The 24,182-nt window shown below is 63.0% G+C and carries 22 protein-coding genes; 9 read left to right on the top strand and 13 right to left on the bottom strand.

Annotated features, from left to right (window positions below):
* Position 1: 1 nt before the first annotated feature.
* The 5 genes from FJW05_RS02330 to FJW05_RS02310 all read right to left on the bottom strand — a co-directional run bounded on the left by FJW05_RS02330 (position 2) and on the right by FJW05_RS02310 (position 7,065).
* Positions 2-1,165: a hypothetical protein gene (locus FJW05_RS02330; protein ID WP_140627461.1), complete on the bottom strand. Its 1,164-nt coding sequence runs from the start codon at positions 1,163-1,165 to the stop codon at positions 2-4.
* A gap of 312 nt (positions 1,166-1,477) precedes the next feature.
* A complete protein-coding gene (locus tag FJW05_RS02325) occupies positions 1,478-3,283 on the bottom strand; it encodes an ABC transporter ATP-binding protein (RefSeq protein ID WP_140627459.1) in 1,806 nt (601 codons plus the stop codon).
* Between the two features lie 377 nt (positions 3,284-3,660).
* A complete protein-coding gene (locus FJW05_RS02320) occupies positions 3,661-4,074 on the bottom strand; it encodes a GNAT family N-acetyltransferase (protein ID WP_140627457.1) in 414 nt (137 codons plus the stop codon).
* Positions 4,075-4,093: 19 nt separating this feature from the next.
* Entirely contained in the window at positions 4,094-5,773 is a 1,680-nt protein-coding gene (locus FJW05_RS02315; protein ID WP_140627456.1) for an NAD+ synthase, read from the bottom strand.
* A 578-nt stretch (positions 5,774-6,351) separates the two neighbouring features.
* The gene (locus FJW05_RS02310; RefSeq protein WP_140628186.1) at positions 6,352-7,065 is read right to left on the bottom strand and encodes a DNA-3-methyladenine glycosylase I; all 714 of its coding nucleotides are present in this window, start codon (positions 7,063-7,065) and stop codon (positions 6,352-6,354) included.
* Positions 7,066-7,156: 91 nt separating this feature from the next.
* Here FJW05_RS02310 and FJW05_RS02305 point away from each other — a divergent pair, with 91 nt between their 5' ends.
* Together FJW05_RS02305 and FJW05_RS02300 are read left to right on the top strand one after the other, a co-directional pair.
* Positions 7,157-7,720, top strand: coding sequence for a DUF1003 domain-containing protein (locus FJW05_RS02305; protein WP_140627454.1), 564 nt, complete (start codon positions 7,157-7,159; stop codon positions 7,718-7,720).
* Positions 7,717-8,316 (top strand): DedA family protein, encoded by a 600-nt coding sequence (locus tag FJW05_RS02300; protein ID WP_140627452.1) that lies wholly within the window; start codon positions 7,717-7,719, stop codon positions 8,314-8,316. Before FJW05_RS02305 ends, FJW05_RS02300 begins: the two co-directional genes overlap by 4 nt.
* A gap of 14 nt (positions 8,317-8,330) precedes the next feature.
* Here FJW05_RS02300 and FJW05_RS02295 read toward each other — a convergent pair whose 3' ends face one another.
* On the bottom strand, positions 8,331-8,690 hold the full coding sequence (locus FJW05_RS02295) for a diacylglycerol kinase (protein ID WP_140627450.1): 360 nt from the start codon (positions 8,688-8,690) through the stop codon (positions 8,331-8,333).
* Positions 8,691-8,768: 78 nt separating this feature from the next.
* Complete coding sequence (locus FJW05_RS02290; protein ID WP_140628183.1) at positions 8,769-9,188, bottom strand: GFA family protein; 420 nt, start codon at positions 9,186-9,188, stop codon at positions 8,769-8,771.
* Positions 9,189-9,508: 320 nt separating this feature from the next.
* On the opposite strand from FJW05_RS02290, the gene FJW05_RS02285 reads away from it, so the two are divergent.
* From FJW05_RS02285 to FJW05_RS02275, 3 genes are all read left to right on the top strand, one after another.
* The gene (locus FJW05_RS02285) at positions 9,509-10,579 is read left to right on the top strand and encodes a diguanylate cyclase (protein ID WP_140627448.1); all 1,071 of its coding nucleotides are present in this window, start codon (positions 9,509-9,511) and stop codon (positions 10,577-10,579) included.
* Positions 10,580-10,642: 63 nt separating this feature from the next.
* Positions 10,643-11,020, top strand: coding sequence for an antitoxin Xre/MbcA/ParS toxin-binding domain-containing protein (locus FJW05_RS02280; RefSeq protein ID WP_027166494.1), 378 nt, complete (start codon positions 10,643-10,645; stop codon positions 11,018-11,020).
* The gene (locus tag FJW05_RS02275; protein WP_140627446.1) at positions 10,980-11,747 is read left to right on the top strand and encodes an RES family NAD+ phosphorylase; all 768 of its coding nucleotides are present in this window, start codon (positions 10,980-10,982) and stop codon (positions 11,745-11,747) included. The genes FJW05_RS02280 and FJW05_RS02275 overlap by 41 nt, the downstream gene beginning before the upstream one ends.
* Positions 11,748-11,834: 87 nt before the next feature.
* Here the strand turns inward: FJW05_RS02275 and FJW05_RS02270 are convergent, their stop codons facing one another.
* Positions 11,835-12,539 (bottom strand): hypothetical protein, encoded by a 705-nt coding sequence (locus FJW05_RS02270; protein WP_140542236.1) that lies wholly within the window; start codon positions 12,537-12,539, stop codon positions 11,835-11,837.
* Between the two features lie 339 nt (positions 12,540-12,878).
* Here FJW05_RS02270 and FJW05_RS02265 point away from each other — a divergent pair, with 339 nt between their 5' ends.
* On the top strand, positions 12,879-14,312 hold the full coding sequence (locus tag FJW05_RS02265; protein ID WP_246673177.1) for a glycosyltransferase family 39 protein: 1,434 nt from the start codon (positions 12,879-12,881) through the stop codon (positions 14,310-14,312).
* 90 nt (positions 14,313-14,402) lie between these two features.
* On the opposite strand, the gene FJW05_RS02260 is transcribed toward FJW05_RS02265, so the two are convergent.
* Positions 14,403-15,776 carry a 3-deoxy-7-phosphoheptulonate synthase class II gene (locus FJW05_RS02260; RefSeq protein ID WP_140542234.1) on the bottom strand — a complete coding sequence of 458 codons (1,374 nt, stop codon included), beginning with the start codon at positions 15,774-15,776 and terminating at the stop codon, positions 14,403-14,405.
* 191 nt (positions 15,777-15,967) lie between these two features.
* Entirely contained in the window at positions 15,968-16,153 is a 186-nt protein-coding gene (locus FJW05_RS02255) for a DUF3995 domain-containing protein (protein WP_181164826.1), read from the bottom strand.
* A gap of 99 nt (positions 16,154-16,252) precedes the next feature.
* On the opposite strand from FJW05_RS02255, the gene FJW05_RS02250 reads away from it, so the two are divergent.
* Together FJW05_RS02250 and FJW05_RS02245 are read left to right on the top strand one after the other, a co-directional pair.
* A complete protein-coding gene (locus FJW05_RS02250) occupies positions 16,253-16,573 on the top strand; it encodes a nucleotidyltransferase domain-containing protein (RefSeq protein WP_140627440.1) in 321 nt (106 codons plus the stop codon).
* Positions 16,560-17,090 carry a hypothetical protein gene (locus FJW05_RS02245; protein WP_246673175.1) on the top strand — a complete coding sequence of 177 codons (531 nt, stop codon included), beginning with the start codon at positions 16,560-16,562 and terminating at the stop codon, positions 17,088-17,090. Before FJW05_RS02250 ends, FJW05_RS02245 begins: the two co-directional genes overlap by 14 nt.
* Before the next feature lie 322 nt (positions 17,091-17,412).
* Here the strand turns inward: FJW05_RS02245 and mfd are convergent, their stop codons facing one another.
* Both mfd and FJW05_RS02230 read right to left on the bottom strand, forming a co-directional pair.
* A complete protein-coding gene (gene mfd, locus FJW05_RS02235) occupies positions 17,413-20,910 on the bottom strand; it encodes a transcription-repair coupling factor (RefSeq protein WP_140627436.1) in 3,498 nt (1,165 codons plus the stop codon).
* A 13-nt stretch (positions 20,911-20,923) separates the two neighbouring features.
* Positions 20,924-21,211: a succinate dehydrogenase assembly factor 2 gene (locus FJW05_RS02230; RefSeq protein WP_140627434.1), complete on the bottom strand. Its 288-nt coding sequence runs from the start codon at positions 21,209-21,211 to the stop codon at positions 20,924-20,926.
* Between the two features lie 93 nt (positions 21,212-21,304).
* On the opposite strand from FJW05_RS02230, the gene recG reads away from it, so the two are divergent.
* Positions 21,305-23,413 (top strand): ATP-dependent DNA helicase RecG, encoded by a 2,109-nt coding sequence (recG, locus tag FJW05_RS02225; RefSeq protein ID WP_140627432.1) that lies wholly within the window; start codon positions 21,305-21,307, stop codon positions 23,411-23,413.
* Here recG and FJW05_RS02220 read toward each other — a convergent pair.
* Complete coding sequence (locus tag FJW05_RS02220; RefSeq protein ID WP_140542227.1) at positions 23,365-24,120, bottom strand: DUF502 domain-containing protein; 756 nt, start codon at positions 24,118-24,120, stop codon at positions 23,365-23,367. The genes recG and FJW05_RS02220 overlap by 49 nt on opposite strands.
* Between the last annotated feature and the right edge of the window lie 62 nt (positions 24,121-24,182).

The raw sequence follows: 24,182 nt of genomic DNA, 5'->3' as shown, positions 1-24,182 counted from the left end.
CTCAGGCACGGCCAAAATCGTCGGAACTGAGCCGGGTCCAGCGATCGCCCATCAACCCGCCGATGAAAATGTCGCCGGAGCGGACCGCTTCGGTGACCTCGGCGATGCGCGAGCGGACCATCGTGCCGCCGGCATAGCGGAAGAAGACGTCCTTGTGGCCGAAGAGTTGCGGCATGAACCGGCTCTGCGTCTGCCCGGTGATGCCGACGCAACCCATCTCCCGCGCAGCCGCGATGAGGCCGTCCAGCGTCACGCCCCAATGGGATCCGGACGCCTGGATTTGCAACAGGTTCGCGATGCCGCCGGCCTGGCCGTAGAAGGCGTAGCAGCCCAGCATCCTGCCCGTTTCGTCGTAGGTCCCGCCGAAATGAAGTGGCCCGTCGGCTCGTTTCTCGGCCGCCAGCGCGAGCAGCCGCGGCAACTCCCCGTCCGTCCAACTCGGTCGAAGGGAGTAATCGGTCATGAGGGCAGGCAGTTGCTCCGCAAATTGGGCAGCATCGATCGGCTTCCGGTGGATCCGTTGGGATGACGAATGCTGGGCCGATGGCTCGAACCTTCTTCTTGCAAGAGCGTCGAACGCTCTCGCGCAAGGATCGAGCGCCAGGCGAGGCAGCCCGGGCCATTTACGGCGCAGCACGGCTGCGGCCATGGCGCCCGGCCGGAAAATACAGGTCCACTCCAGGCAATGCACCGGCAGCAGCTGATACTTCATCGGGCGCGCGAACGCCAAGGATGTCCGGTTGGCGGAATCGGTCAGGTACATGTCGAATTCGCTCTGATGCAGGGCACGCAGCAATTGCGGCCCGGCCCAACCGTGATCGGTGCGGGAGTCGGTCATGAAGGGACCGATGATGGCCGCGCTCAGTGCCCTTCCATTGAGCTCATAGCGGGCTTTCAGAACGCCCATGAAGCCACCCAAGCGGCCCTGCGGATTGATCTGGACAAGAGCCTTGCTCTCATCCCCGTCCAGGTAAAGCCCCCTCATATAGTCCGCCGTCTGCGCAATCGCGCGATCGCGCTGACCGCGACGATGACGAAACTTCATCAGGAACAGCGCGGCGACCTGCTCGAGATCCTCGGCGGCTAAGGGCCGAACCGAACCATGCTGGGATTCCAGTGGCGCAACCACCTGTCCCGGACCCGCTTTTGCGGAGACAAGATTCATTTGATTGCCTATACGAAAGCGCTAAAGGCGGCCGTGCTTCCCAAAGGAAATCTCCATCCGGTCGGCTTCCTGCAAAAAATCTCCAAGAGGACTTCTTCTGCCATATCTGATTTTCTTTTCTGTAAATACATTAAAAATCACCGTTTCAAAGCGAGTTAATAGCTAAAAACTAAAATAGAACCTTCTAAAACTTCAATATATATAAAGTAATTTGAAAAACATATTGAGCCGCTCTAACCGCATGACGGGAGGGCGGTTGCAACCGTGTTGCGGCTGATGGCGCCCGGCGGAGGCCGGGCGCCATCCCTTTCCTCAGGCGACGAGGCCCTTGGTCAGCTCGAGCGCCTGACGCTCGAACAGCCGCCGATAGATGCCGCCGCTCAGCCGGATCAGGTCGTCGTGCGAACCTTCCTCGGCGATACGCCCGCGATCGAAGACCAGCAGCCGGTCGAGCGCGCGCACTGTCGAGAGCCGGTGCGCGATCACCAGGGTCGTGCGCCCGACCATCAACCGCTCCATCGCCTTCTGGATCAGCACTTCCGATTCCGAATCGAGGCTCGATGTCGCCTCGTCCAGGATCAGGATGCGCGCGTCGGCCAGGAAGGCGCGGGCGATCGCCACACGTTGACGCTCGCCGCCCGACAGTTTCACGCCACGCTCACCGACCAGGGTTCCATAACCCTTGGGCAGGCTAGTGATGAAATCATGCGCGCTCGCGAGTTTGGCCGCATGCTCGATCTCGGCCTGGCTGGCGCCGGGCCTGGCATAGGCGATGTTCTCGGCAAGCGACCGGTGGAACAGGATCGGCTCCTGCTGGACGATGGCGATCTGGCTGCGCAATGAAGCCTGCTCGACCTGCGAGATGTCCTGCCCGTCGATCAGGATCCGCCCGGCATTCACATCATAGAGCCGCTGGATCAGCTTGACGAAGGTCGTCTTGCCCGAGCCCGAATGCCCGACCAGTCCGATGCGCTCGCCGGCCGCGATGTCGACCGAGAAATCGCGGTAAAGCGGCAGAAGGTGGGTGCCGTAGTGGAACGTCACCTTGTCGAAGGCGATGTGCCCGTCGCTGATCCGGATCGGCCGGGCGCCGGGCCGGTCCTCGATGCCGAGCGGCTCGGACTGGAAGTCGACCAGTTCCTCCATGTCGTTGATCGAGCGCTGCAGGTTGCGGATATGCGTGCCGATGTCGCGCAGATAGCCCTGCAGCACGAAGAACGAGGTCAGCACGAAGGCGACGTCGCCGGCGCTCGCCTGGCCCCAGGCCCACAACATGAGGGCAAGACCGATCACCGCCGCCCGCATCAGCAGCAGCAGCGCTCCTTGCGTGGTGCCGTTGGCGGTGCCGCGCATCCAGGTGCGGCCGGTGCGCAGGCGCCATTTGGCGACGACGCGCGCCAGCCGCGCTTCCTCGCGAGCCTCCGCGCCGAATCCCTTGACGACGGCGTTGCAGCTCACCGCGTCCGCCAGCGAGCCGCCCAGCCGCGTGTCCCAGCTGTTGGCGAGCCGTGCGGCAGGCGCGACATAGCCGAGCGACAGCGTCGCCGTGACGGTGATGAACAGCACCGAACCGGCGGCCACCACGGCCCCCATCAACGGCCAGAACCAGCCAAGCAGCAGTGTCGAACCGACGAGCATGACGACCGACGGCAGCAGCGCGATCAGGATCGTGTCGTTGAGCAGGTCCAGCGCCCACATGCCGCGCGTTATCTTGCGCACCGTCGATCCGGCAAAGCTGTTGGCGTGCCAATCCGTCGAGAAGCGCTGCACCCGATGGAAGGCATCGGCGGCGATGTCCGACATCATCTTCAGCGTCAACTCGACGATACACAGGAACGCGACATTGCGCAGCACGACGCCGGCCAGCGCCAGCGCCATCAGGGTCGAGAGCGCCGTCATCGCCGAATTCCAGGCGACTGCCTCGGTTCCGGCGCCGCTGGCGACGGCATCGACCAGGCGGCCGGAATAGAAGGGTGTCAGCACGTCGGCGAGCGTCGAGAGCAGGAAGGCGCCCATGATGAGCGAAAGCCGCCAAGGCTGGTGGCGCCAGTGGCTGAACGTAAAGCCAAGCACGCTGCGAAAGGCGCTTGCGCGCAGGTCGATCTTGAAACGAGCCATGATGTCATACGGGCGCAAACGAGCCCGGTCCCGGAAAAATCGAATTGGAAAACCCGCGTCCGCGCCTTGCGGCGACCCTGAAAGCGGGAGGTTCAGTATGGTAGGTCGCCTGCCCTGTGGCGGCGACCGGCAGCGGCAAATGCCTGTTCCGCGTCCGGCTCTCCGAGAAACCCTCGGAGCGCCGGCGCCGACCTAGGCCTCGCGGCCTCGCATAACGATGTCAAATCCTGCCATACGGTCCTCCCGGAAGGGAATCGCGGAAGGGTTGTTATAGGCAGGCATCAGCCGATCGCCAAGTCGGCCCGTCGCCAAACGACATCTGGTCCAAGCAGTGCGACGAATTTGCAACAACGGCGGGTTGTGCAGCCATTAGACAGTCAGGCTGTCGGCTTGCGATCCAACCGCATGTAGCGCCCGTCGGTCGACGCCTTGAAGCCAAACTTCTCGTAGAGGCTCTGGGCGTCGTTGGTCGAAAGGCTCCAATGCGTCACCATCCCGACCTCCGGGTGATCGATCAGCGCCTGGACGAGCCGCTTGCCGATCCCCCGTCCGCGATGTTCCGGCCAGATGATGACGTCGGCAACATAGGCAAAGACCGTGTAGTCGGTGATCGCGCGGGCAAAGCCGACTTGCCTGCCGTCAAGATAGGCGCCGACGCAAAGCGAGTTGTCGAAGGCGCGACGGTGGGCCTCGTCGGTTCTGGATGCGCCCCAATAGCTTTGCATGAGCTGGTCGGAGGTTGCCCGGAAATCGATCCGCGACAGGTCGAAACTGATTTCAACATCCTGCATGCGCGCGCAATCTCGCGGACTAGCCGCGGTCCCGGAACCGGTTGGTGATCGGATAACGGCGGTCGCGGCCGAAATTCTTCCGTGTGATCTTGACGCCGGGCGCCGCCTGGCGGCGCTTGTATTCGGCGATGTAGAGCAGGTGCTCGACGCGCGTCACCGTCGCCCGGTCGTGGCCGCGCGCGACGATTTCGTCGACGCCCATCTCGTTCTCCACCAGGCATTCCAGAATGTCGTCCAGCACCGGATAGGGCGGCAGCGAATCCTGGTCGGTCTGGTTCTCGCGCAGCTCCGCCGACGGCGCCTTGTCGATGATGTTGTTGGGGATCACTTCGCCCGACGGTCCGAGCGCACCCGGCGGCACATGGTTGTTGCGCCAGCGCGACAGCGCGTAGACCTGCATCTTGTAGAGATCCTTGATCGGGTTGAAGCCGCCATTCATGTCGCCGTAGAGCGTGGCGTAGCCGACCGACATCTCGCTCTTGTTGCCGGTGGTGACCACCATCGAGCCGAACTTGTTGGAGATCGCCATCAGGATCGTGCCGCGGGCGCGGCTCTGCAGGTTTTCCTCGGTGATGCCTTCCTGGGTGCCTTCGAAGAGCTGCGTCAGCGCGTGCCTGAAGCCTTCGACCGGCTCGGAGATCGGCACGATGTCATAGCGGCAGCCAAGCGCGCGCGCGCAGTCCTCGGCGTCCTTCAGCGAATCCTTCGACGTGTAGCGGTAAGGCATCATGACGGTGCGCAGCCGCTCTTCGCCCAGCGCATCGACGGCCAAAGCCGCGCAGATCGCCGAGTCGATGCCGCCGGAGAGGCCGAGCACGACGTTCTTGAAACCGTTCTTGTTGACGTAGTCGCGCAGACCCAGCATGCAGGCACGGTAGTCGGCCTCTTCACGCTCGGGGATCTTCGACATCGGGCCTTCCGAGCAGACCCAATGATCGCCTTTCCGTTTCCAGGTGGTGACGGCGACCGCCTCCTCGAACTGGCTCATCTGGAAGGCCAGCGTCTTGTCGGCCCCGATGGCGAACGAAGCGCCGTCGAAGATCAGCTCGTCCTGGCCGCCGAGCTGATTGGCATAGATCATCGGCAGGCCGGTCTCGATGACCTGGCGGATGACGACCTGGTGGCGAACGTCGATCTTGGCGCGATAGTAGGGAGAGCCGTTCGGCACCAGCAGGATCTCGGCGCCGCTTTCGGCCAGCGTCTCGCACACGGCGATGTCGCCCCAGATGTCCTCGCAAATCGGAATGCCGATGCGCACGCCGCGGAAGTTGACCGGACCCTGCAGCTCCGGTCCGGCCTGGAAGACGCGCTTCTCGTCGAACTCGCCATAATTCGGCAGGTCGAGCTTGTAGCGCTCGGCGATGATCTTGCCGCCGTCGGCGAAGACGATCGAGTTATGCGTGCCGGTCCGGCGCTTCAGCGGCGTGCCGACGATGACGCCCGGCCCGCCATCGGCGGTGTCCTCGGCGAGGTCCTGCGCCGCCTTCTCGCAAGCCTTCAGGAAGGAAGGCTTCAGCACCAGGTCTTCCGGCGGATAGCCGGCGAGGAAGAGCTCGGTGTAGAGCACCAGATCGGCGCCCTGGCGCGCCGCGTCCGCCCTCGCCTCGCGCGCTTTTGCCAGATTGCCGGCGACGTCGCCGACGGTCGGGTTGAGCTGGGCGACGGCGATGCGCAGGATATCGGGAGCGGTCTTGGTCATGGAACGGATTTAGCGTGACTGAAATCGCCCCGCAATGACGTTTGGTTGTGCCACTTAGGATCGATCGAAGATCGTATCCAGACTAATCGGCGGAGCCGATTATGTCCTCATCGATCGAAGATCGTATCCTGATTAATCGGCGGAGCCGATTATGTCCCTGATCGATCGACCGATGTCGATCGTATCCGGCTCGCCTGACGGCACTGCACAGGGATTTTGACCGGTCGGCTCTGTTTGCGTTGGCAGGTGGCATGCGTTGGAGATTGGCCGAAACGCCCATCGCGATCGTCATTCCAGGGCGGAGCAGGAGCGAAGCTCCGTCGCGAAGACCCTGGAATCCATGCCGTTACCTTCGCCAAGGCGTGCATCGGAGCAGAATTCTGCACCGTGGCGGCGCTTCCAAGTCACGGTATTCTATGGTCTGCGCCGCGTCGCTTCGCTCCTTGCTCCGCCATAGAATGACGAGGTTGGGGTGGCTTCAACCAATCTCCGGCGTTTGCGCTGATTTCACGCAAATGAACGGAAAATCTTGCACCAAGACATATGGCAGCCTTTCAAAATCCCTGTATCGGTGGGAACTAGTCGCCCATATACTCGCGCAATGCCTCTGCCGAGCGGTTCTCGCCGATCGACATCGCCAGGATGCGCGAGATGTGGCGGCGCGGCAGGCCGGTCTCGGCCGACCATTGGTTGATCTGCGCCTGGATCTTGTCGAGGTCCCGCTTCGAGGTCGGGTTTTCGGCGATATCGAGGCCGGCATCGCGCAATGCCGCCGCCATGTCAGTGGAGACGACAAACGTGTCCCATTCGAGCCAGCGCAGGAGATACTGGCCGGTGTTGCCGCCGAGCCGGCTGCCATGCTTGGCGAGATAAGCGGTCAGGCCGACCTGATCGTCCGCGGGCCAGGAGGCGATGAATTTGCCGAAGCTGCCATGTTCCTTCGAGACGCGATCGACGAAGGCGGCATTGTCGCGCACCGACTTGATCTTCTGCGGATTGCGCACGATGCGGCTGTCGGATGCAAGCTCGTGCCAGAAGTCGTCCGGCTGGAACAGAAGCCGCTTCGGCTCGAAGCCTAGGAACGCTTCCTCGAAACCCGGCCATTTCTGCTCGATCACCCGCCACACGAAGCCGGCGGCGAAAATGCGTTCGGCCATGGTGGAGAGGATGCGGTCGTCGGGGATCTTTGCCACCGCCTTGTTGTCGGGCGCGGGACCAAGCAGTGGTGCCAGCACGGCCTCCCCGCCCTTGCGCTTTGCCGCCCGCGCGTGGATTTTCTGGAAATCGAGCATCATTGTCCTCGCTTGTTCGCCGCAATCTATCACTTCACGTCCGGCCCGGCAGCCTCTACCTCTATCGACGCCCGGCCGAAGGAGGGGACAAATGAACAAGATCGTCGAAGACATGGCCAACCGTTTGCTCAAGCGAAAGCCGGACGGTTTCGGTCCGCTCGAGAGCCGCGTGCTCCAGTCGACGCTCGAGCGCACCACCATCGCGCGCGACACCAACAAGGCCGTCGCCTTCCACGAGACCTATGGAGACCGTGTTGCCGACACCATTGCCAGGATCGGCGGCTCCTGGTCTTTCATCCTGAGCTTCCTGGCCTTTCTTGTTGTCTGGACTGCCGGCAACGCCTGGCTGCTCACCCGCGACGCCTTCGACCCCTACCCTTTCATCTTCCTAAACCTTGTTCTGTCGATGCTGGCGGCGATCCAGGCGCCGGTGATCATGATGTCGCAGAACCGCCAGACCGAGCGCGACCGCATCGACGCCGCCCATGACTATGAGGTCAATCTGAAGGCCGAGATCGAGATCATGGCCCTGCATGAAAAGCTCGACGAGCTTCGCCATAGCGAGATCATCGGCATGCGTGACGAAATCCAGCGCATGGCCGAGCAGATCAGGCGCATCGACGAAAAACTGTCCGCGCGGCCCGCAACGGAATGAGCGACACCATCCACCGCCTCATCGAGCAATATGGGCTGATCGCGGTCTTCCTGGGTTGCGTGGCCGAAGGCGAAAGCGCGGCGATCCTGGGCGGCTTCTTCGCTCATCAGCATGTTTTCGTGCTGTGGCAGACTTTCTTTGCCGCCTTCCTCGGCGCCTTCGCCGGCGACACCTTCTTCTTCACCATGGGGCGCAGCTTCGCCGAACATCGCTATGTGAGACTGTTGCGCAGGCGTCCGGGCTTCAGCCGCGCCTATCGCCTGCTCAACACCCATCCCAACATTTTCGTGCTGACCAACCGCTATATCTACGGCATGCGCCTGGTCGGCGGCGTCGCCGCCGGCCTGTCGACCGTGTCCATGCCGCGTTTCGTCATCTTGAACGCCATCTCGTCCGCGGTCTGGTCGGCCCTGTTCAGCGGCATCGGCTATGTCTTCGGCCTGGGCGCGGAGGAAATCGTGGGCCAGGCGTTTGCTCGCCATGAGCGCCTGCTCATCGCCCTCGGCGTCGGCATCGTTATCGCCGTGGTCGCTTGGTTGGTAGGCCATCACTTCGCGAAGCGCGAACGCGCCAAGGAAGACCAGGCAGGATCTTGATCAATCCGCGAGGATCAAATCGGCGCGCCGACAAGGCGTTCGATGAGGGCGACGCCCCATACGCCGCCGGCGATCACGATCGAAATCAGCACGGCCAGCGAACCGCAGTCCTTGGCAAGTTGGATGTCGATGTGGAATTCGCGCGAGATCGCGTCGCAGGCCGCTTCGATGCCGGTGTTGAGCACTTCGACCATGATCAGGAGCAGCACAGCGCCGATCAGCAGGGCATAGCCGCGCCATGAAACCGAGATGAACCAGCCGGCCGGCAAGGCGAGCGCCAGCAACAGCAATTCCTGCTGGAACGCCTTTTCGTGGGCGGCCAACTTGCGGAAAGCCCGCACTGAATTGATAAAAGCATCGATCAGCCGCTGCATGCCTCTGCCCCGTTGCGAGTCACCGGCAGGGGATATCGCAATGGTGGGATCAAGGGAATAAGGCAGCCGCCGCAAAATTCATCCGCCCGCGACCTTTATCGAGGGCGCCGATTTCTCGAACTGCGGCAACTCGTCCTCGATCGAATAGTAATCGCCCTTGTCGCCGACGAAGATGTGGCATTCGCCCTGGAGCCCGCTCGGTTCCTCGAATGAACCCGCCATAACCGAAACATAGGCATCGCCTTTCGGCTTCCAGAACAGCACCGAGCCGCATGTCTTGCAGAAGCCACGCTTGGCGAAGTCGGATGCCTCATACCAGGTGAGATTTTCCATGCCTTCGATAACGATGTCGGCGTCCGCAACGTTGGTTGCGGCGTAGAAATGGCCGCTCTGCTTGCGGCATTGTGAACAATGGCAATAAATCACGCCGCGTAGTGGGCCCTTCGTTCTGAAACGCACCGCCCCACACAGGCACGATCCGCTATGGTTGTCGTCCATTTCACCCTCCTGTTGCTTCCGCCTCAATCCAATCAGCGCACAGGATTCCAGTTTCATCGACGTCTGGCATCGGCAAAAGCGACATCGCAAGGACGTGCTTCAAAACCTGCGCCTGCACCGCTTTGCACCCTGTGGTAGCAGGGACAATGAGGAAATCCAGGCTATTAAGGAAACTTTAGCGAAACTGCATCTATGGTTCCCACAAGCGATGGTCGTGTTGGGGACGCGCCGTCGCACCACAATTCTGATTCAAATCCCCGCGTGAGCGACTCCCGGCGGTGGCATGTCTCCGGTCGCACTGAAGGGGCAGTGAACAGAACATGAAGCCGGCAGCCATTCCGACCGATAGGAACACCGACATCGCCAGCACCGTCGTTGCGACGATGCGACAGCTCGGCGTGCTTGGCCTACCGCGTAACTATGAAATCTTCTACGAGGCGCTCAGCAGCAGCAATCGCGAGCTCAGCCTTGCCGTCGTCTCGTTGAGCAACCGTCCGACCCAGGAAGATCTCGACCGCATCGGACGGAACTTCTTCCCGCAGCACCACGGCCCCGCCATTGTCGAGCACGCCCGTGAGGTGGTGGCCAAGGAGCTCGAGGACATCGCCGCGCTGTTGCGCAGCGAGCGCTCGCATATCGAGAAGTATGGCCGCATCCTCGACGAGACATCGAGCGGCCTGAGCAATCGCAGCCTGCTTTCGCAAGAACTCCTGCAGAAGATCGCAGGCGCGATGTCGGCCGCCACCAGCTCGACGATCGACCACGGCCGTCAGATTGCCAGCACGCTCAGCGAGAAGACAGCCGAGCTTGAAAGCGTCAAGTCGAAGCTCGAGGAATACAAGCGGCTCGCCGACACCGACCCGCTTACGCAGCTGTGGAACCGCCGCGCCTTCGACAAGGAGATCACCCGGATCTACAACAGCAACCGCGGCATCCTGTTCAACGCCTTGATCCTTGCCGATATCGATCATTTCAAGGACATAAACGATCGCTATGGCCACCCGGTCGGCGATAGGATCCTGCAGATCATCGCCGAGATCTTCCAGTCCAGCGTGCGTGCCGACATATTTGTCGCGCGCACCGGCGGCGAGGAGTTCGCGCTTATCGTCGAAGGCGCCAGCGAGGAAGCCACATACGAAATCGCCGAGCGCATCCGCGCGCTCGTCGAGCAGACCCCGTTCACCGGCAGCCAGACCGGTATGAACTACGGCACCGTTACCGTGTCGCTGGGCATCTGCATGGCCTCGGAGGCGGAAAACCCCGAGGATCTCTATACCAAGGCCGACCAGGCGCTTTACCGCTCTAAGGTCGGCGGCCGCAACCGTGTGACAAAGCATTCGGCCATGGTCAGCCGGGCCGGCAAAGGCTGGCTGCTTTACAAGAAAGACTGACACACCCCTTTCCAGACGAATTTTTGTGGACTATATTTTCCACAGAAATGAAAGGGTGCGCTTATGCAACGTCCAGTCGCGGCCGCGACGGCGGCCGAAAATGCCGTCATCACCAAGGCCACGCTGCGTGCGGCCGACCTGCTCGACATCACCGCCAGGACGCTTGCTTTGGTCATCGGCGTGTCGGAAGCAACGGTCTCGCGCATGCGCCGGCAGGAATTCCTGCTTGAACGCGGCACCAAGCCGTTCGAGTTGGCCGTGCTGTTCGTGCGCCTGTTCCGCTCGCTCGACGCCATCGTCGGCGGCGACGAGACCGTCGCCCGGGCGTGGCTGAAGAATCCCAACACCACGCTCGACGGCACGCCGCTCGAAAAAATCCTGACGATTGCCGGACTTGTCGATGTCATTGCCTACCTGGACTCCCGGCGCGCTCTCGTCTGAGGCCGTCCGGCTCGAAGGCAAGTATTGGCGGATGGTCGAGGCGCAGCACCGCGTCTCGACCCTTAAGCTCATCGACACGCTCGATGAGCAGGCGGTGCTTGAGGACCTCATCGAGGACACCAAGCCGCGGATCCCGCTTGAGTGCCGCCATCTCCACTACCTGTTGGCGACGCCTTTTCGCTATGGCTCCGTCTATCCATACGGCTCCCGCTTCCGCCGCGCCGGCAAGACCAAAGGCGTCTATTACGCCGCCGAGACGGTGCTGACTGCGGTGGCGGAGATGGCCTTCTACCGCTTGCTGTTTTTTGCGGAATCGCCGGCGACGCAATGGCCGAGCGACGCGGCGGAATACACCGCCTTCGCCGCCGCGATAAAATGCGACCGCGCAATCGATCTGACACGGCCGCCGCTCGATCGCGACGAGAAAGCCTGGACGCACGCCACCGACTACACCGCCTGCCAGGCGATCGCCGATGTCGCGCGTGAGGCCGAGCTGCAGGCGATCCGCTATCGCTCGGTGCGCGATCCCAAGGGCGTCAATATCGCGCTGTTGACGTGCAAGGGCTTTGCCAAGGCAAAACCGCTGGAGCCGCAGACCTGGCGCATCCGGATCGGCTCTTTCGGCCTTCAGGCGATCTGCGAATTCCCGGACAAGCGGCTGGAATTCTCACGCACTGCCTTTGCCGATCCGCGATTGGCCGGCATGCGCTGGGAGCGGGCCACCTGATATCGGCGATGAGCTGCGTTGAGATTCAGGTCAGGCCGGGCAGAAAACCGTCATTCGCAGGCGGCCCCACCTGAAGGTCGATACAGTTTAGGCCAGGATGTTGACGGCCCGCGCCGCCACTAGCGCGATCGTCAGGAGCGAGATCATTGCTTCGGCCATCATCAGGAGCTTCGCGCGCTGCGTGAGCGGCAAGGTGTCGGTCGGCGAGAACGCCGTGGCATTGGTGAAGGCGAGGAAGACATAGTCGACGAAACCCGGCAGCCAGCCCTGTATCTCGCGATCGGGCAGCGTCATTTGCGGAAACAGGAAGTCCGCCTGCGCCCGCTTGACCAGCCCGCAGGTCGGCGGACCGCCCCGATCGGTGCTCCAGAACCACAGCGCAAAGACAATCACGTTGGTGACCCAGATGTTGAGCGCGTCGACGAGCAGCGTCGTGCCGGCCCCGGCATGCCCTTCCAGCAATGCCCGCACCAGGAAGACCAGCGATCCGCAATTCATGATGCTGATGACCCCCGTCATCACCAGTGCCGCGCGGCGGATGTAAAGGCGAAGTTGGCCGATCGCGTACCAATGTTCATGGTCGACGGCGTTGCGCGTCGCCATTTGCGTCCAGGCCGTCGCAATCGACAGGGGCACGAGCAGTGCCGCCTCCACCGTAGGGGCCAGCCAGCGCGGACCGAAGGACAGGTTGTTGATGACCAGAAGCTGCAGGCAGATGACGACGAGAACCGCGGCGCGCGCCGACCAGAAATCGAGCCCACGGTGATGGATGACGGCATGCTGATGGCGCATGGAGGAACCTGTATTGCTAAAACCGCGGTGCCACGGACGGGCTCCGGCAACGATCAGCCGGCCGGTCCTGACCGAAGCGCCGGCGACGGGTTCCATCGCAATCTTGGTTTTACAATGTTGCGGAAGAATACTTTTTCGTAAGCTTTTGCTATCGGACTGTTCAGCAATCCATCGGTATGATTTTAGGCCCGTATGTCGAGAACCAGTGAAACCGTGCATGTCTGGCCCGCCGCGGCTGCGGCGGAAGACGATCTGTCTTCCATCTGGAACGGTCTGGTCCGGCATCCATGGCGGTTGCTGGCGCTTTTGTGCACGATCCAGGTCGCCTGCTGGACGGTCATGCCCGCGCTCGTCAACGTTGGGCCGCCGCGCGACGTCGTCGAGGGCTTCATGTGGGGCCGCGAATGGGTGCTGCTGACCTACAAGCACCCGCAACTCCCCTGCTGGCTGCTCGAGATCAGCCACCTGATCACCGGCTCATTCCGCTGGCCGCAATACATGCTGTCGCAGTTGATGATCTCGACGACTTTCGTCCTGGTCTACTTTCTAGCGCGCGACATCATGGGCCCGACCCGGGCGATCGCCGCCGTGCTCTTGATGCCGTCGATCTATTTCTTCGGCTGGCCGACCCCGCAATTCAACCATGACTATGCGCAGATGCCGTTCTGGGCCGCAATCTCATGGTTGCTGTGGCGCTCGGCGCGCGACGGCCGTCCAGGCTGGTGGCTCGCCCTCGGCCTCGTCTCCGGCATCGGGGTCTACGCCAAGTTCTCGACAGCTCTGCTACTGGTCTTCGGTGGTATCTGGATTTTGTACGACGCCCGCGCTCGAAGCCGGCTTGCCACGCCATGGCCATGGCTCGGTCTTGCGGTTTTTCTGGGCCTCGCGGCGCCGCTGGCAATTGCGCTTTTCCGCCTCGATTTCCTGCCGCTGACCTATGCCGAGCATCGCAACGCCTGGGTGCTCGCCAACCGCGCACGGCTTTACTATATCGGCGTTCAGCTTGCAGGGCTTGCCGCTCTTCCCGCCGTTCTTGCTATTTCAGGCCTGCTGCGACGGCGGGCCGACCCGGCACGAGATCCCTTACCGGCCCGCCCTGCCCCCGAGCGGCGCGCGATTGTCTACCTGGCATGGATGGGCCTGGGGCCGGCGCTCCTGATCATGGCCGCCTCGCTGTTTACCGGCACCGGCGAGTCCTGGGGCGCGACGATGTACAATTTGGTCGGCACCCTCGCGGTTGCGCTCTTGGGCCAGCGCGTGGGGGCGGCCGAGTTGCGCCGGCTGACGCTGCTGGCACTGCTCTGCGTGGTCGGCGTATCGAGCGCCTATGCGATTACACGCTGGACCAGTTGCAACGTCCTCGGTCGCCTGCAGCCGATGTGCTGGCCGGCACGATCGATCTCGCAGACGGCCGAAGCAATCTGGCATGAGACGGTACCAGGACCACTGGGCATCGTCGGCGGGGAGGACGGCGTGGCTCAGCTTGCCGGGCTGGAAGCGGCGGACCAGCCGTCGATTTTCACGACACTCGACAGGCGGCTTGCCCCCTGGATCACGGACCAGCGCCTGCGGGATCAGGGCATGCTGCTGGTGTGGCCGACCGGTTGGAGGCTCTCCCCGCAACAGCAGGCCTGGATCGCCGGCCTGCCGGTCAAGACCGTGCCATTCGACTGGTCGCTTAAGGCACCGCCGCTGGAGATCAGCTTTGCCATCATTCCGCCCGGCAGAACCAGTTTCCCGGGCGATCCGCCCGGACCGCCCGATCCGGAATGACCCGCGATCCGACTTGAAGTTCATCAGCCGACGTCAAAAGGCGCCAGCGTCGCCGCCAGCGCCTCCCGACGTTAGGAGTCAAGCCTCTGTTCAGGCGTTGGCGGCCTGCTTGTGCTGGACCGGATGGCTCTTCTTGAGCAGGTCCGAGACCAGGAAGGCGAGCTCGATCGCCTGGTCGGCATTGAGGCGCGGGTCGCAATGGGTGTGATAGCGGTCCTGCAAGTCTTCCGCCGTGATGGCGCGGGCGCCGCCCGTGCATTCGGTGACGTTCTTGCCGGTCATTTCCACATGGATGCCGCCCGGATGCGTGCCTTCCGCGCGATGAACTTCGAAAAAGGTCTGCACTTCCTTGAGGATGCGGTCGAACGGCCGCGTCTTGTAGCCGGCCGCCTCGATCGTGTTGCCATGCATCGGATCCGACGACCAGACAACGTTGCGGCCTTCCTTCTTAACTGCCCGCACCAGCTTCGGCAGATGCTCGGCGACCTTGTCGGAGCCGAAGCGCGCGATCAGCGTCAGACGGCCCGGCTCGTTTTCGGGATTGAGCAGGTCGATCAATTCCATCAGGCCGTCCGGCGTCAGCGACGGCCCGCATTTCAGGCCGAGCGGATTCTTGATGCCGCGGCAATATTCGATATGCGCGTGATCGGGCTGGCGGGTGCGATCGCCAATCCAGATCATGTGGCCGGAGGTCGCGTACCAGTCGCCGGAAGTCGAATCAACGCGCGTCAGCGCTTCCTCATAGCCGAGCAGCAGCGCCTCGTGGCTCGTATAGAAATCGGTCTCGCGCAGCGCGAAATTGGTTTCGGACGTGATGCCCACCGCGCGCATGAAATCCATCGTCTCGGTGATGCGGTTGGCGAGCGATTCGTATTTTTCTCCCTGCGGGCTGTCGGCGACGAAGCCCAGCATCCAGCGATGCACGTTCTCAAGGCTGGCATAGCCACCCTGCGCGAAGGCGCGCAGAAGGTTGAGCGTCGCAGCGGACTGGCGATACGCCATCTCCTGGCGCGCCGGATCCGGAATGCGCGAGGAGGCGTCAAATTCGATGCCGTTGATGATGTCGCCGCGGTAGCTCGGCAGGGTCACGCCGGCCTTGGTCTCGTTGTCGGACGAGCGCGGCTTGGCGAACTGGCCGGCGACGCGGCCGACCTTCACCACCGGCTGCGCGCCGGCGAAGGTAAGCACCACCGACATCTGCAGGAAGACGCGGAAGAAGTCGCGGATGTTGTCGGCGCCATGCTCGGCAAAGCTCTCGGCGCAGTCACCGCCCTGGAGCAGGAAGGCTTCGCCGGCGGCTACGGCCGCCAGCTGCTTCTTCAGCTTGCGCGCCTCGCCGGCAAAGACCAGCGGCGGATAGGTCGCAAGCCGCGCTTCCGTGGCTTGCAAAGCCCCAAGGTCCGGGTAGGCCGGGACCTGCTTGATCGGCTTTGCTCTCCACGAATTCGGCGACCATTTCGTCATCGCTGCACCCAACGCCCTTCCAGAGCAACTCCAGGAAAGTGAAACGGCTTTCCGTCCGGAATTGCGTCAAACAAACCGGCGAGCGCGCTTGCCCGCCATTCCAGCCTCGATACGAGGTCGCGGCTCCTTACACGAAGCCGATTATCTATTCTAGCCGGGTTTTTCAGCGGTGGCGAATGGTCCGCCGCTCGCTATGCCGCGTCCGCCAGCGAGAGCAGGAACAAGCCCAGCCTCAACAACAGACAAGATGGGCTGTAAAGCAGGCTGTCATATCTGGCGAAACGCGTGGTCCTGACCCGCTTGAACAGACCGAAATATCGCGACCAGCTCAACGCCCGCAGTGTGAATATCGCCGCCCACAGGATGATAAATATCATTTTATGATATATATGTCCTGCAGCGGTTCCGTTGCAGGTGGGGCTGCTGTTGTGGTTGTCGAGCCCAAAGGGCATTGTTGGTCAAAGCGACGGTGAAAGATGAACAAGATCCAGACTTTGATCCATCGACGAGCCGATGAACGCAGGAGGGCCGCGCAGGCTTGCGTGTCGCGCATTCTTCAGAGCGCAAAAGGCCGCGGGATCGACATCTCCGTTGTCGGTTCCCTCGCGAAAGGTCGTTTCCGTGTTCATTCGGATATCGACTTGCTGGTTCACGGGAGAACCGATCCCGCGCGGCGGGCTATGGTCGAACATCTGGTCGCCGACCATCTCCGGGGAATGGATATTCCTTACGATCTCATTTTTGCGTCAGATATTTCGCCCGAACGGGTTCAGGAATTGCTCAATGACTGCGTTTAAGCATCCGGCATTCGCAAAGCTGTCGCCAAAAATCGACCGCGCGGCAAAGGAGCTGCAGCAGATTGATGAGTATTTGTCAGAGCACGGCAGCGAGATGGCACTTGGCGAATGGGGAGCGGTTGCAGCTGTTTCGCTTGGAATCCACAATATCTACAATGGCATCGAAGATATTCTGCTCAGTCTGGCCAACGATGTGGACGATCTCGTCCCCAAAGGGCCTTCGATGCACCAGGACGTGCTCGATCAAATGTCAGTGCAAATTGCTGGCATCCGCCCTGCTGTCCTCGACCCTGCGCTTTACGAGGCTTTCGGTGAGTTGAAAGGATTTCGTCATCTGGTTAGGCATCGGTACGGCTTTGACCTGAAAACGGACAAGGCTCAAGAAAATCTCGACCGAGCAAGAAAGGCATTCCCGGCTTTCGTGGAAGCCATTGTTTCCCTGGAGAGAGCCCTCACCGAGGAAAACACGGACGATAATGGTGACGGCTCGGGAGACGGGGCCTCCGGCGGCCGTTGAGTAGATGACCCCGTCACGTACGCCGGAACAGATCTTGCGAGCGCTGACACCTGAGAACTGTCGGCTGGTGGCGCTGATCCATCGGCATCGGCCGCAAAGCGTCACGGAATTGTGCAATTTGGCAGCGCGGCCGCAACCGAACGTTTCACGCTCATTGGCGATTCTTGAGCGAGCCGGGATTATCTCAATGACGGGTTCTCGACCCAAGAGGCCAGAACTGGCCGTGCAGCGGGTAACTATTGAACTCGTCGATCTCCAAAACGCCTGACATTGAATTAGTCGACTGGTCGTCGCGTTTGGCGGTCCCCTCATCATCCCAGGCCTACGCGGCCTTGTCGACGAGCCGCGCCAGTTGCGTCATCACCACGGCCGATCCGGCGAGCCGCTTCTCCGCGTTCGGCCAGTCGCGGGTGAAAACGACGCTATGGTCGGCCCTGATCTTGGCCAGCGATCCCTGCTCGCCGATGAACTTGACCAGCCCGACCGGATTGGGGAACTCGCGCTTGCGGAAATGAATGACGACGCCCTTGGGCCCGGCATCGAGCTTCTCGACATTGGCCCTGCGGCAGAGCGCCTTGATGAAGACGATCTTCAACAGGTGCGTCACCTCTTCCGGCAAAGGCCCGAAGCGGTCGATCAGCTCGGCGCCGAAGCCGTCGATCTCCTCGGTGGTCTCGAGATCGCCCAGGCGTCGGTAGAGCGCCATGCGGAGCTGCAGGTCGGGCACATAGCTTTCCGGGATCATAACCGCGGTGCCGACTGCGATCTGCGGCGACCAGCCGCCGTCCTGCGCCTCGCCGGTATCCTTCACCTCGGCCACCGCCTCTTCCAGCATCTGCTGGTAGAGCTCGAAGCCGACCTCCTTGATATGGCCGGACTGCTCTTCGCCCAGAAGATTGCCGGCGCCACGGATGTCGAGGTCGTGGCTGGCGAGCTGGAACCCGGCGCCGAGCGTGTCGAGCGACTGCAGCACCTTCAGCCTGCGCTCGGCCGTATCGGTGAGCTTGCGGTTCGCCGGCAGCGTGAACAGCGCATAGGCGCGCACCTTCGAACGGCCGACGCGGCCGCGCAACTGATAAAGCTGCGCCAGGCCGAACATGTCGGCGCGGTGGATGATCAGCGTGTTTGCGGTCGGGATATCGAGCCCGGATTCGACGATGGTCGTCGACAGGAGCACGTCGTACTGACCGTCGTAGAAAGCGTTCATGATGTCGTCGAGCTCGCCCGGCGGCATCTGGCCATGCGCCACCGCCACTTTCAGCTCCGGCACGGATTCCCTCAGGAAATCATGGATTTCGGCCAGGTCGCTGATACGCGGCACGACATAGAAGGAATGGCCGCCGCGATAGCGCTCGCGCAGCAGCGTCTCGCGGATGACCAGCGGATCGAACGGTGAGATGAAAGTGCGCACCGCCATGCGGTCGACCGGCGGCGTGGCGATCAGCGAGAGCTCGCGAACGCCGGTCAGCGCCAGTTGCAGCGTGCGCGGGATTGGCGTCGCCGACAGCGTCAGCACATGCACGTCGGACTTGAGATCCTTCAGCCGCTCCTTGTGCTTGACGCCGAAATGTTGCTCCTCGTCGATGATCAGAAGGCCGAGGCGCTTGAACGAGATCGAGCTGCCGAGCAGCGCGTGCGTGCCGACGACGATGTCGACCGTGCCTTCGGCGATGCCCTTCTTGGTCTCTGCCAATTCTTTTGAACCAACCAGGCGCGACGCCTGCGCAATGCGGATCGGAAGGCCCGAAAAGCGCTGCGAGAAGGTTTTGAAGTGCTGCCGCGACAACAATGTCGTCGGCACCACGACCGCGACCTGGAACCCTTCCATGGCCGCGATGAAGGCGGCGCGCAACGCAACTTCCGTCTTGCCGAAGCCGACGTCGCCGCAGATCAGCCGGTCCATCGGTTTGCCGGCGCCGAGATCATCCAGGACGGAATCGATCGCCGTCTGCTGGTCGTCGGTCTCCTCATAGGGGAAACGTGCGGCGAACTCGCCATAAAGCCCTTCCGCCGGGATCATGGAGGGCGCTGCACGCATCTGCCGCTCGGCGGCGATGCGGATCAATTGCCCGGCCATATCGAGCAGGCGCCGCTTCAGCCGTGCCTTGCGCGCCTGCCAGGCGCCACCGCCCAGCTTGTCGAGCGTCGCTTCGGCCGAATCCGAGCCATAGCGCGACAGAAGCTCGATGTTTTCCACCGGCAGGAACAGGCGATCGTCGCCGGCATAGTGGATTTCGAGACAGTCATGCGGCGCGCCGAGCGCTTCGATGGTGCGCAAGCCGATGAAGCGGCCGATGCCATGGTCGGCATGGACGACGATGTCGCCTGCCGACAGCGACGAGGCTTCGGCTATGAAATCGGAGGCCTTCTTCTTGCGCTTGGAACGCCGAATGAGCCTGTCGCCGAGGATGTCCTGCTCGGCGACGACGACCAGATCGTCGGTCTCAAAGCCGGATTCGAGCGGCAGCACGGCAAGGCCCGCCTGCCCCGACTCGAGCTTTTCGACCTCGGCCAGCGTCGCGACAGGTTTCAGATTACCGAGGTGGTGCTCCGCGAGAATTTGCCCGAGCCGGTCGAGCGAGCCTTCAGTCCAGCCGGCGACGACGACGCGGCGGCGCGCGGCGCGCTCGTCGGCAATATGCTTCACGACCACGTCGAAGACGTTGATGTTGGGATCGGCGCGCTCCTCGGCAAAGCTGCGGCCTTGCCGCGAGCCGCCATGGAAGACCTTTTTGCCGCCGACATCAGGGGCGTCGAAGACGGTGAAGTCTATGTCCTCGCGCGGTCCGAGCGACGCCTTGAGGTTTTCGGGCGAGAGATACAGCAGATCCGGCGCCACCGGCTTGTAAGGGACGGCATCCTTGAGCGCGCTGTCGGCCTGCTTGCGGCGCGCCTCGTAGTGGTCGAGGATCAGCGTGTGGCGCTCGGCCAACGCCTCATGTGCCAGATGGTCGAACACGACAGGTGCGTCCGGCAGATAGTCGAACACGGTCGCCAGCCGCTCATAGAAGAACGGCAGCCAGTGCTCCATGCCGGCGAAGCGGCGGCCTTCGCTGACCGCCGCGTAGAGCGCGTCGTCGCGCGACGGCGCGCCGAAGGCCTCGATATAGGAGCGGCGAAAGCGGCTGATCGTTTCCGGTATCAGCGCCACCTCGCTCATCGCTTGCAGCGACATGGACTTGCGCTGCCCGGTGGTGCGCTGCGTCGCGACGTCGAAGACGCGGATCGATTCCAGCGTGTCTCCGAAGAAGTCGAGCCTGAGCGCCTCGCTCCAGCCGGGGGCGAAGAGGTCGAGAATGCCGCCGCGCACCGCGAATTCGCCGAGGCCGCGCACGGTCGGTACGCGCTCGAAGCCGGAGACCTCCAGCCGCGCGATCAGCGCGTTCATATCGATCTGGTTGCCGGGCCTGGCATGAAACGTCTGCGCTTCGATCAATTCGGCCGGCGGAATGCGCTGCAGCAACGCATTGGCGGTGGTGAGGATCACCGCGCGATGCGGTTTCTTCGCCAGCGCGATCATGGCCGAAAGCGCGTCGAGCCGCCGCGCCGCCGCATCGGCGCCGGGCGAGACGCGGTCGTAAGGCAGGCAGTCCCAGGCCGGCAGCTCCAGCACCGGCAGGCCGGGCGCGGCAAAGGCGAGCGCTTCGATGATCGCCGGCAGCCGCTGGCCGTCGCGCGCGACGAACAGCACCGGCTTGTCGGGCGCGATCTCCTGCGCCGTCCGCACCAGGGCGAAGGCTTCGTAGCCGTCGGCGACGCCGTCGACGATGAACTGGCCGGCGCGGCCCATGGGCAGGCCGATGGAAGGAATGAGGGTCATGGATATGCGTTTTTCAAAATGTCGTGGTCCGGCGCGATGCCAGGATCTTTTGCAGCACCGCGCAATCGATATCGGGCGAAACCGGGCGCTCGCCGGTGACCATCGGGAAAAATTCAGTGTCGGGAATTTCGAGAAGTCTCTCATATTGGTCGATTTCATCGCCGGTCAAGGCGCCGATCTCGGCGTCGGCGAAGGAACCGAGGATCAGGTCCATCTCGCGCATGCCGCGATGCCAGGAGCGGAACAGGAGCTTGCGGCGGCGCGCGTCCAACCCCTCGCTTGATCGCTGTGTTCCGGTCATGGCGCCGCATCCCTGTCCAAAGCGGCGCATATAGCGTGGATAGAGAGCGGTGTCAGCCTTTGCGCTGCCCTCGTCGCGACATAAGCTGACACGATGCGTCCCACCGTCCTCGATCCCTTGTTCGTTCCGATCACTTCGCTTGCCGGCGTCGGCCCGAAGGTCGGGTTGCTGATCGAGCGTGTCGTGCCGGCCGACCTCGGCGATCGCGCCGCGCGCGCGGCCGACCTTCTGTTCGTGCTGCCCAACACCGTCATCGACCGCCGCAACCGGCCCGGCATCGCGCTGTCGGCCGAGGGCCAGATCGTCACGCTCGAGGTGCGCGTCGACCGCCATCAGCCGCCGCCGCGCGGCAACAGGTCGGTGCCGTACAGGATTTACGCCCATGACGACACCGGCGAGGTCGCGCTGACCTTCTTCCATGCCCATGCCGCCTATCTGCAGAAGATGCTTCCCGAAGGCGAGCGTGTGGTGATCTCGGGTCGCATGGAATGGTTCAACGGCCGCCCGACGATGGTCCATCCCGACCATATCGCACCGATCGACGAGGCCGAGGGCCTACCGTTGGTCGAACCGGTCTATCCGCTCACCGCCGGCCTGTCGTCCAAGGTGCTGCGCCGCGCCATCGGCCAGGCACTTGGACGCCTGCCGGAGCTGCCTGAGTGGCAGGACGACGCCTTCATGCGCCGCCACACCTTCCCGTCCTTCGGCGATGCGCTTGCGCGCATCCATTATCCGAAGGACCCGATCGACGTTGCCGTCGAAGGCTCTGCCTGGCGACGCCTCGCCTATGACGAATTGCTGGCCGGGCAGGTTTCGCTGGCGCTGGTCCGTTCCAGAATCCGCCGTCTCTCGGGCCGGCCGCTTACCGGCGACGGCAGCATCGTCGAGAAGCTGCGCGCCGCCCTGCCCTACAAGCTCACTGCCAGCCAGGAATTCGCGCTCGGCGAGATCAACGCCGACCTCGCCGATCCCGAACGCATGCTGCGCCTGCTGCAGGGCGATGTCGGCTCCGGCAAGACGGTGGTGGCGCTGCTCGCCATGGCGCGCGCGGTCGAGGCCGGCGGCCAGGCGGCGCTGATGGCGCCGACCGAGATCCTGGCGCGCCAGCATCTGGCGACGATCGCGCCGCTGGCGGAAAAAGCCGGCCTGCGCCTCGCTATCCTGACCGGGCGCGAGAAGGGCCGCGAGCGTGCCGAGACGCTTGCAGGTCTTGCCGGCGGCGAAATCGACATCGTCGTCGGCACCCATGCGCTGTTCCAGGAAAGCGTGGCGTTTCACGACCTGGTGCTGGCCGTCGTCGACGAGCAGCATCGCTTCGGCGTCCACCAGCGCCTCGCCATCACCGCCAAGGGTGACGCGCCGGACATGCTGGTGATGACGGCGACCCCCATCCCGCGCACGCTGGTGCTGACCGCCTTCGGCGACATGGATGTCTCGAAGCTCACCGAAAAACCGGCCGGCCGGCAGCCGATCCGCACCGTCACCTTGCCGATGGAACGGCTGGATGAGCTGGTCGGCCGCATGCTTGACGCCGTCGCCGATGGCCAAAAGATCTACTGGATCTGCCCGCTGGTCGAGGAATCCGAAGAGATCAAGCTGATGTCGGCGGAAGATCGTTTCGCCTCGCTGAAACCGCTCTTCGGCGACCGGATCGGCCTGGTGCACGGTCGCATGAAGGGTGCGGAGAAAGACGAGGCGATGCGCGCCTTCAAGCAGGGCGAAACGCGCATCCTCATCGCCACCACCGTGATCGAGGTCGGCGTCGACGTGCCCGACGCCACGATCATGGTGATCGAGCATGCCGAACGCTTCGGCCTTGCCCAGTTGCACCAGTTGCGCGGCCGGGTCGGGCGCGGCGACAAGCCCTCCTCCTGCGTCCTGCTCTACAAGGAGCCGCTCGGCGAGACGGCCAAACGCCGGCTCTCGGTGATGCGCGAGACCGAGGACGGCTTCAAGATCGCCGAGGAGGACCTGAAACTGCGCGGCGAAGGCGAGTTGCTGGGCACCCGCCAATCAGGCACGCCCGGCTTCCAGGTGGCGCGCCTCGAGTTCCATGCCGATCTGCTCGAAGCCGCGCGTGACGACGCGCGCCTGATCCTGTCGCGCGACCCGGAATTGCAATCCGAACGCGGTGAGGCGCTGCGGCTGTTGCTTTACCTGTTCGGCCGCGACGAGGCGGTGCGGTTGCTGCGCGCCGGTTGAGCGGCGCCAATCGCCGGGTTGGCGAGGCCGCCTTCGACGGGCTCGCCGTTCAACGTCACCAGCTTGGCCTTGACCTCCGGCGCCACCATGCCGGCCGAAACGATCAGCTTGGCGCCGTCCTCGATCGACATGTCGAGCGGCACGATCTCGGATTTGTGCACATACATCAGGAAACCGGTGGTCGGATTGGGCGTGCAGGGCATGAACACCGCAATCAGCGGATCGCCTTCCTGATCAAGCTTCTGGTTGATCTCCGTTTCCTTGTCGTTGGCGACGAAGACCAGCGACCAGACGCCTTTGCGCGGATATTCCACCAGCCCCACCTGGCGGAACATGTCACCCTTGTTCGATAGCACCGTCTCAAAAATCTGCTTCAGCGAGCCATAGATGCCGCGCACCAGCGGCATGCGGCCAAGCAGCCGCTCGCCGAAATTGACGATGGCGCGGCCGACGATGTTCGCCGTCAGGAAGCCGATCAGCGTGATCAGCACCAGCGCCACGATCAGCCCGAAGCCCGGAACCGGGAACGGCAGATAGGTATCGGGATTGTAGCGGGCTGGAATATAGGGTTTTACCCAGGAATCGACCCAGCCGATCAGCGACCAGGCGATATAGACCGTGATTGCCAGCGGCGCGCAGACGATGAAGCCGGTCAGGAAATAGTTCCTTAGCCGGGTCATGCCAGAGGTCTTCAGGGCGTCGGACATGAGTTCACCGCGGCGCAGGTTGCAACGCTGAGATTAGTGAACCGCGAGCCGGTTTGGAACTG

The sequence above is a fragment of the Mesorhizobium sp. B2-9-1 genome, assembly GCF_006439455.1.
In the GTDB taxonomy this organism is placed as follows: domain Bacteria; phylum Pseudomonadota; class Alphaproteobacteria; order Rhizobiales; family Rhizobiaceae; genus Mesorhizobium.
The sequence above is the reverse complement of the archived record's forward strand: the minus strand, read 5'-3'. Positions and strand labels throughout refer to the sequence as shown.

Excerpts from the sequence above, each read along its gene's own strand:
- FJW05_RS02330 (WP_140627461.1), bottom strand. The coding sequence starts at position 1,165 with ATGAATCTTGTCTCCGCAAAAGCGGGTCCGGGACAGGTGGTTGCGCCA.
- FJW05_RS02325 (WP_140627459.1), bottom strand. The coding sequence starts at position 3,283 with ATGGCTCGTTTCAAGATCGACCTGCGCGCAAGCGCCTTTCGCAGCGTG.
- FJW05_RS02320 (WP_140627457.1), bottom strand. The coding sequence starts at position 4,074 with ATGCAGGATGTTGAAATCAGTTTCGACCTGTCGCGGATCGATTTCCGG.
- FJW05_RS02315 (WP_140627456.1), bottom strand. The coding sequence starts at position 5,773 with ATGACCAAGACCGCTCCCGATATCCTGCGCATCGCCGTCGCCCAGCTC.
- FJW05_RS02310 (WP_140628186.1), bottom strand. The coding sequence starts at position 7,065 with ATGCTCGATTTCCAGAAAATCCACGCGCGGGCGGCAAAGCGCAAGGGC.
- FJW05_RS02305 (WP_140627454.1), top strand. The coding sequence starts at position 7,157 with ATGAACAAGATCGTCGAAGACATGGCCAACCGTTTGCTCAAGCGAAAG.
- FJW05_RS02300 (WP_140627452.1), top strand. The coding sequence starts at position 7,717 with ATGAGCGACACCATCCACCGCCTCATCGAGCAATATGGGCTGATCGCG.
- FJW05_RS02295 (WP_140627450.1), bottom strand. The coding sequence starts at position 8,690 with ATGCAGCGGCTGATCGATGCTTTTATCAATTCAGTGCGGGCTTTCCGC.
- FJW05_RS02290 (WP_140628183.1), bottom strand. The coding sequence starts at position 9,188 with ATGGACGACAACCATAGCGGATCGTGCCTGTGTGGGGCGGTGCGTTTC.
- FJW05_RS02285 (WP_140627448.1), top strand. The coding sequence starts at position 9,509 with ATGAAGCCGGCAGCCATTCCGACCGATAGGAACACCGACATCGCCAGC.
- FJW05_RS02280 (WP_027166494.1), top strand. The coding sequence starts at position 10,643 with ATGCAACGTCCAGTCGCGGCCGCGACGGCGGCCGAAAATGCCGTCATC.
- FJW05_RS02275 (WP_140627446.1), top strand. The coding sequence starts at position 10,980 with ATGTCATTGCCTACCTGGACTCCCGGCGCGCTCTCGTCTGAGGCCGTC.
- FJW05_RS02270 (WP_140542236.1), bottom strand. The coding sequence starts at position 12,539 with ATGCGCCATCAGCATGCCGTCATCCATCACCGTGGGCTCGATTTCTGG.
- FJW05_RS02265 (WP_246673177.1), top strand. The coding sequence starts at position 12,879 with ATGCCCGCGCTCGTCAACGTTGGGCCGCCGCGCGACGTCGTCGAGGGC.
- FJW05_RS02260 (WP_140542234.1), bottom strand. The coding sequence starts at position 15,776 with ATGACGAAATGGTCGCCGAATTCGTGGAGAGCAAAGCCGATCAAGCAG.
- FJW05_RS02255 (WP_181164826.1), bottom strand. The coding sequence starts at position 16,153 with ATGATATTTATCATCCTGTGGGCGGCGATATTCACACTGCGGGCGTTG.
- FJW05_RS02250 (WP_140627440.1), top strand. The coding sequence starts at position 16,253 with ATGAACAAGATCCAGACTTTGATCCATCGACGAGCCGATGAACGCAGG.
- FJW05_RS02245 (WP_246673175.1), top strand. The coding sequence starts at position 16,560 with ATGACTGCGTTTAAGCATCCGGCATTCGCAAAGCTGTCGCCAAAAATC.
- mfd (WP_140627436.1), bottom strand. The coding sequence starts at position 20,910 with ATGACCCTCATTCCTTCCATCGGCCTGCCCATGGGCCGCGCCGGCCAG.
- FJW05_RS02230 (WP_140627434.1), bottom strand. The coding sequence starts at position 21,211 with ATGACCGGAACACAGCGATCAAGCGAGGGGTTGGACGCGCGCCGCCGC.
- recG (WP_140627432.1), top strand. The coding sequence starts at position 21,305 with ATGCGTCCCACCGTCCTCGATCCCTTGTTCGTTCCGATCACTTCGCTT.
- FJW05_RS02220 (WP_140542227.1), bottom strand. The coding sequence starts at position 24,120 with ATGTCCGACGCCCTGAAGACCTCTGGCATGACCCGGCTAAGGAACTAT.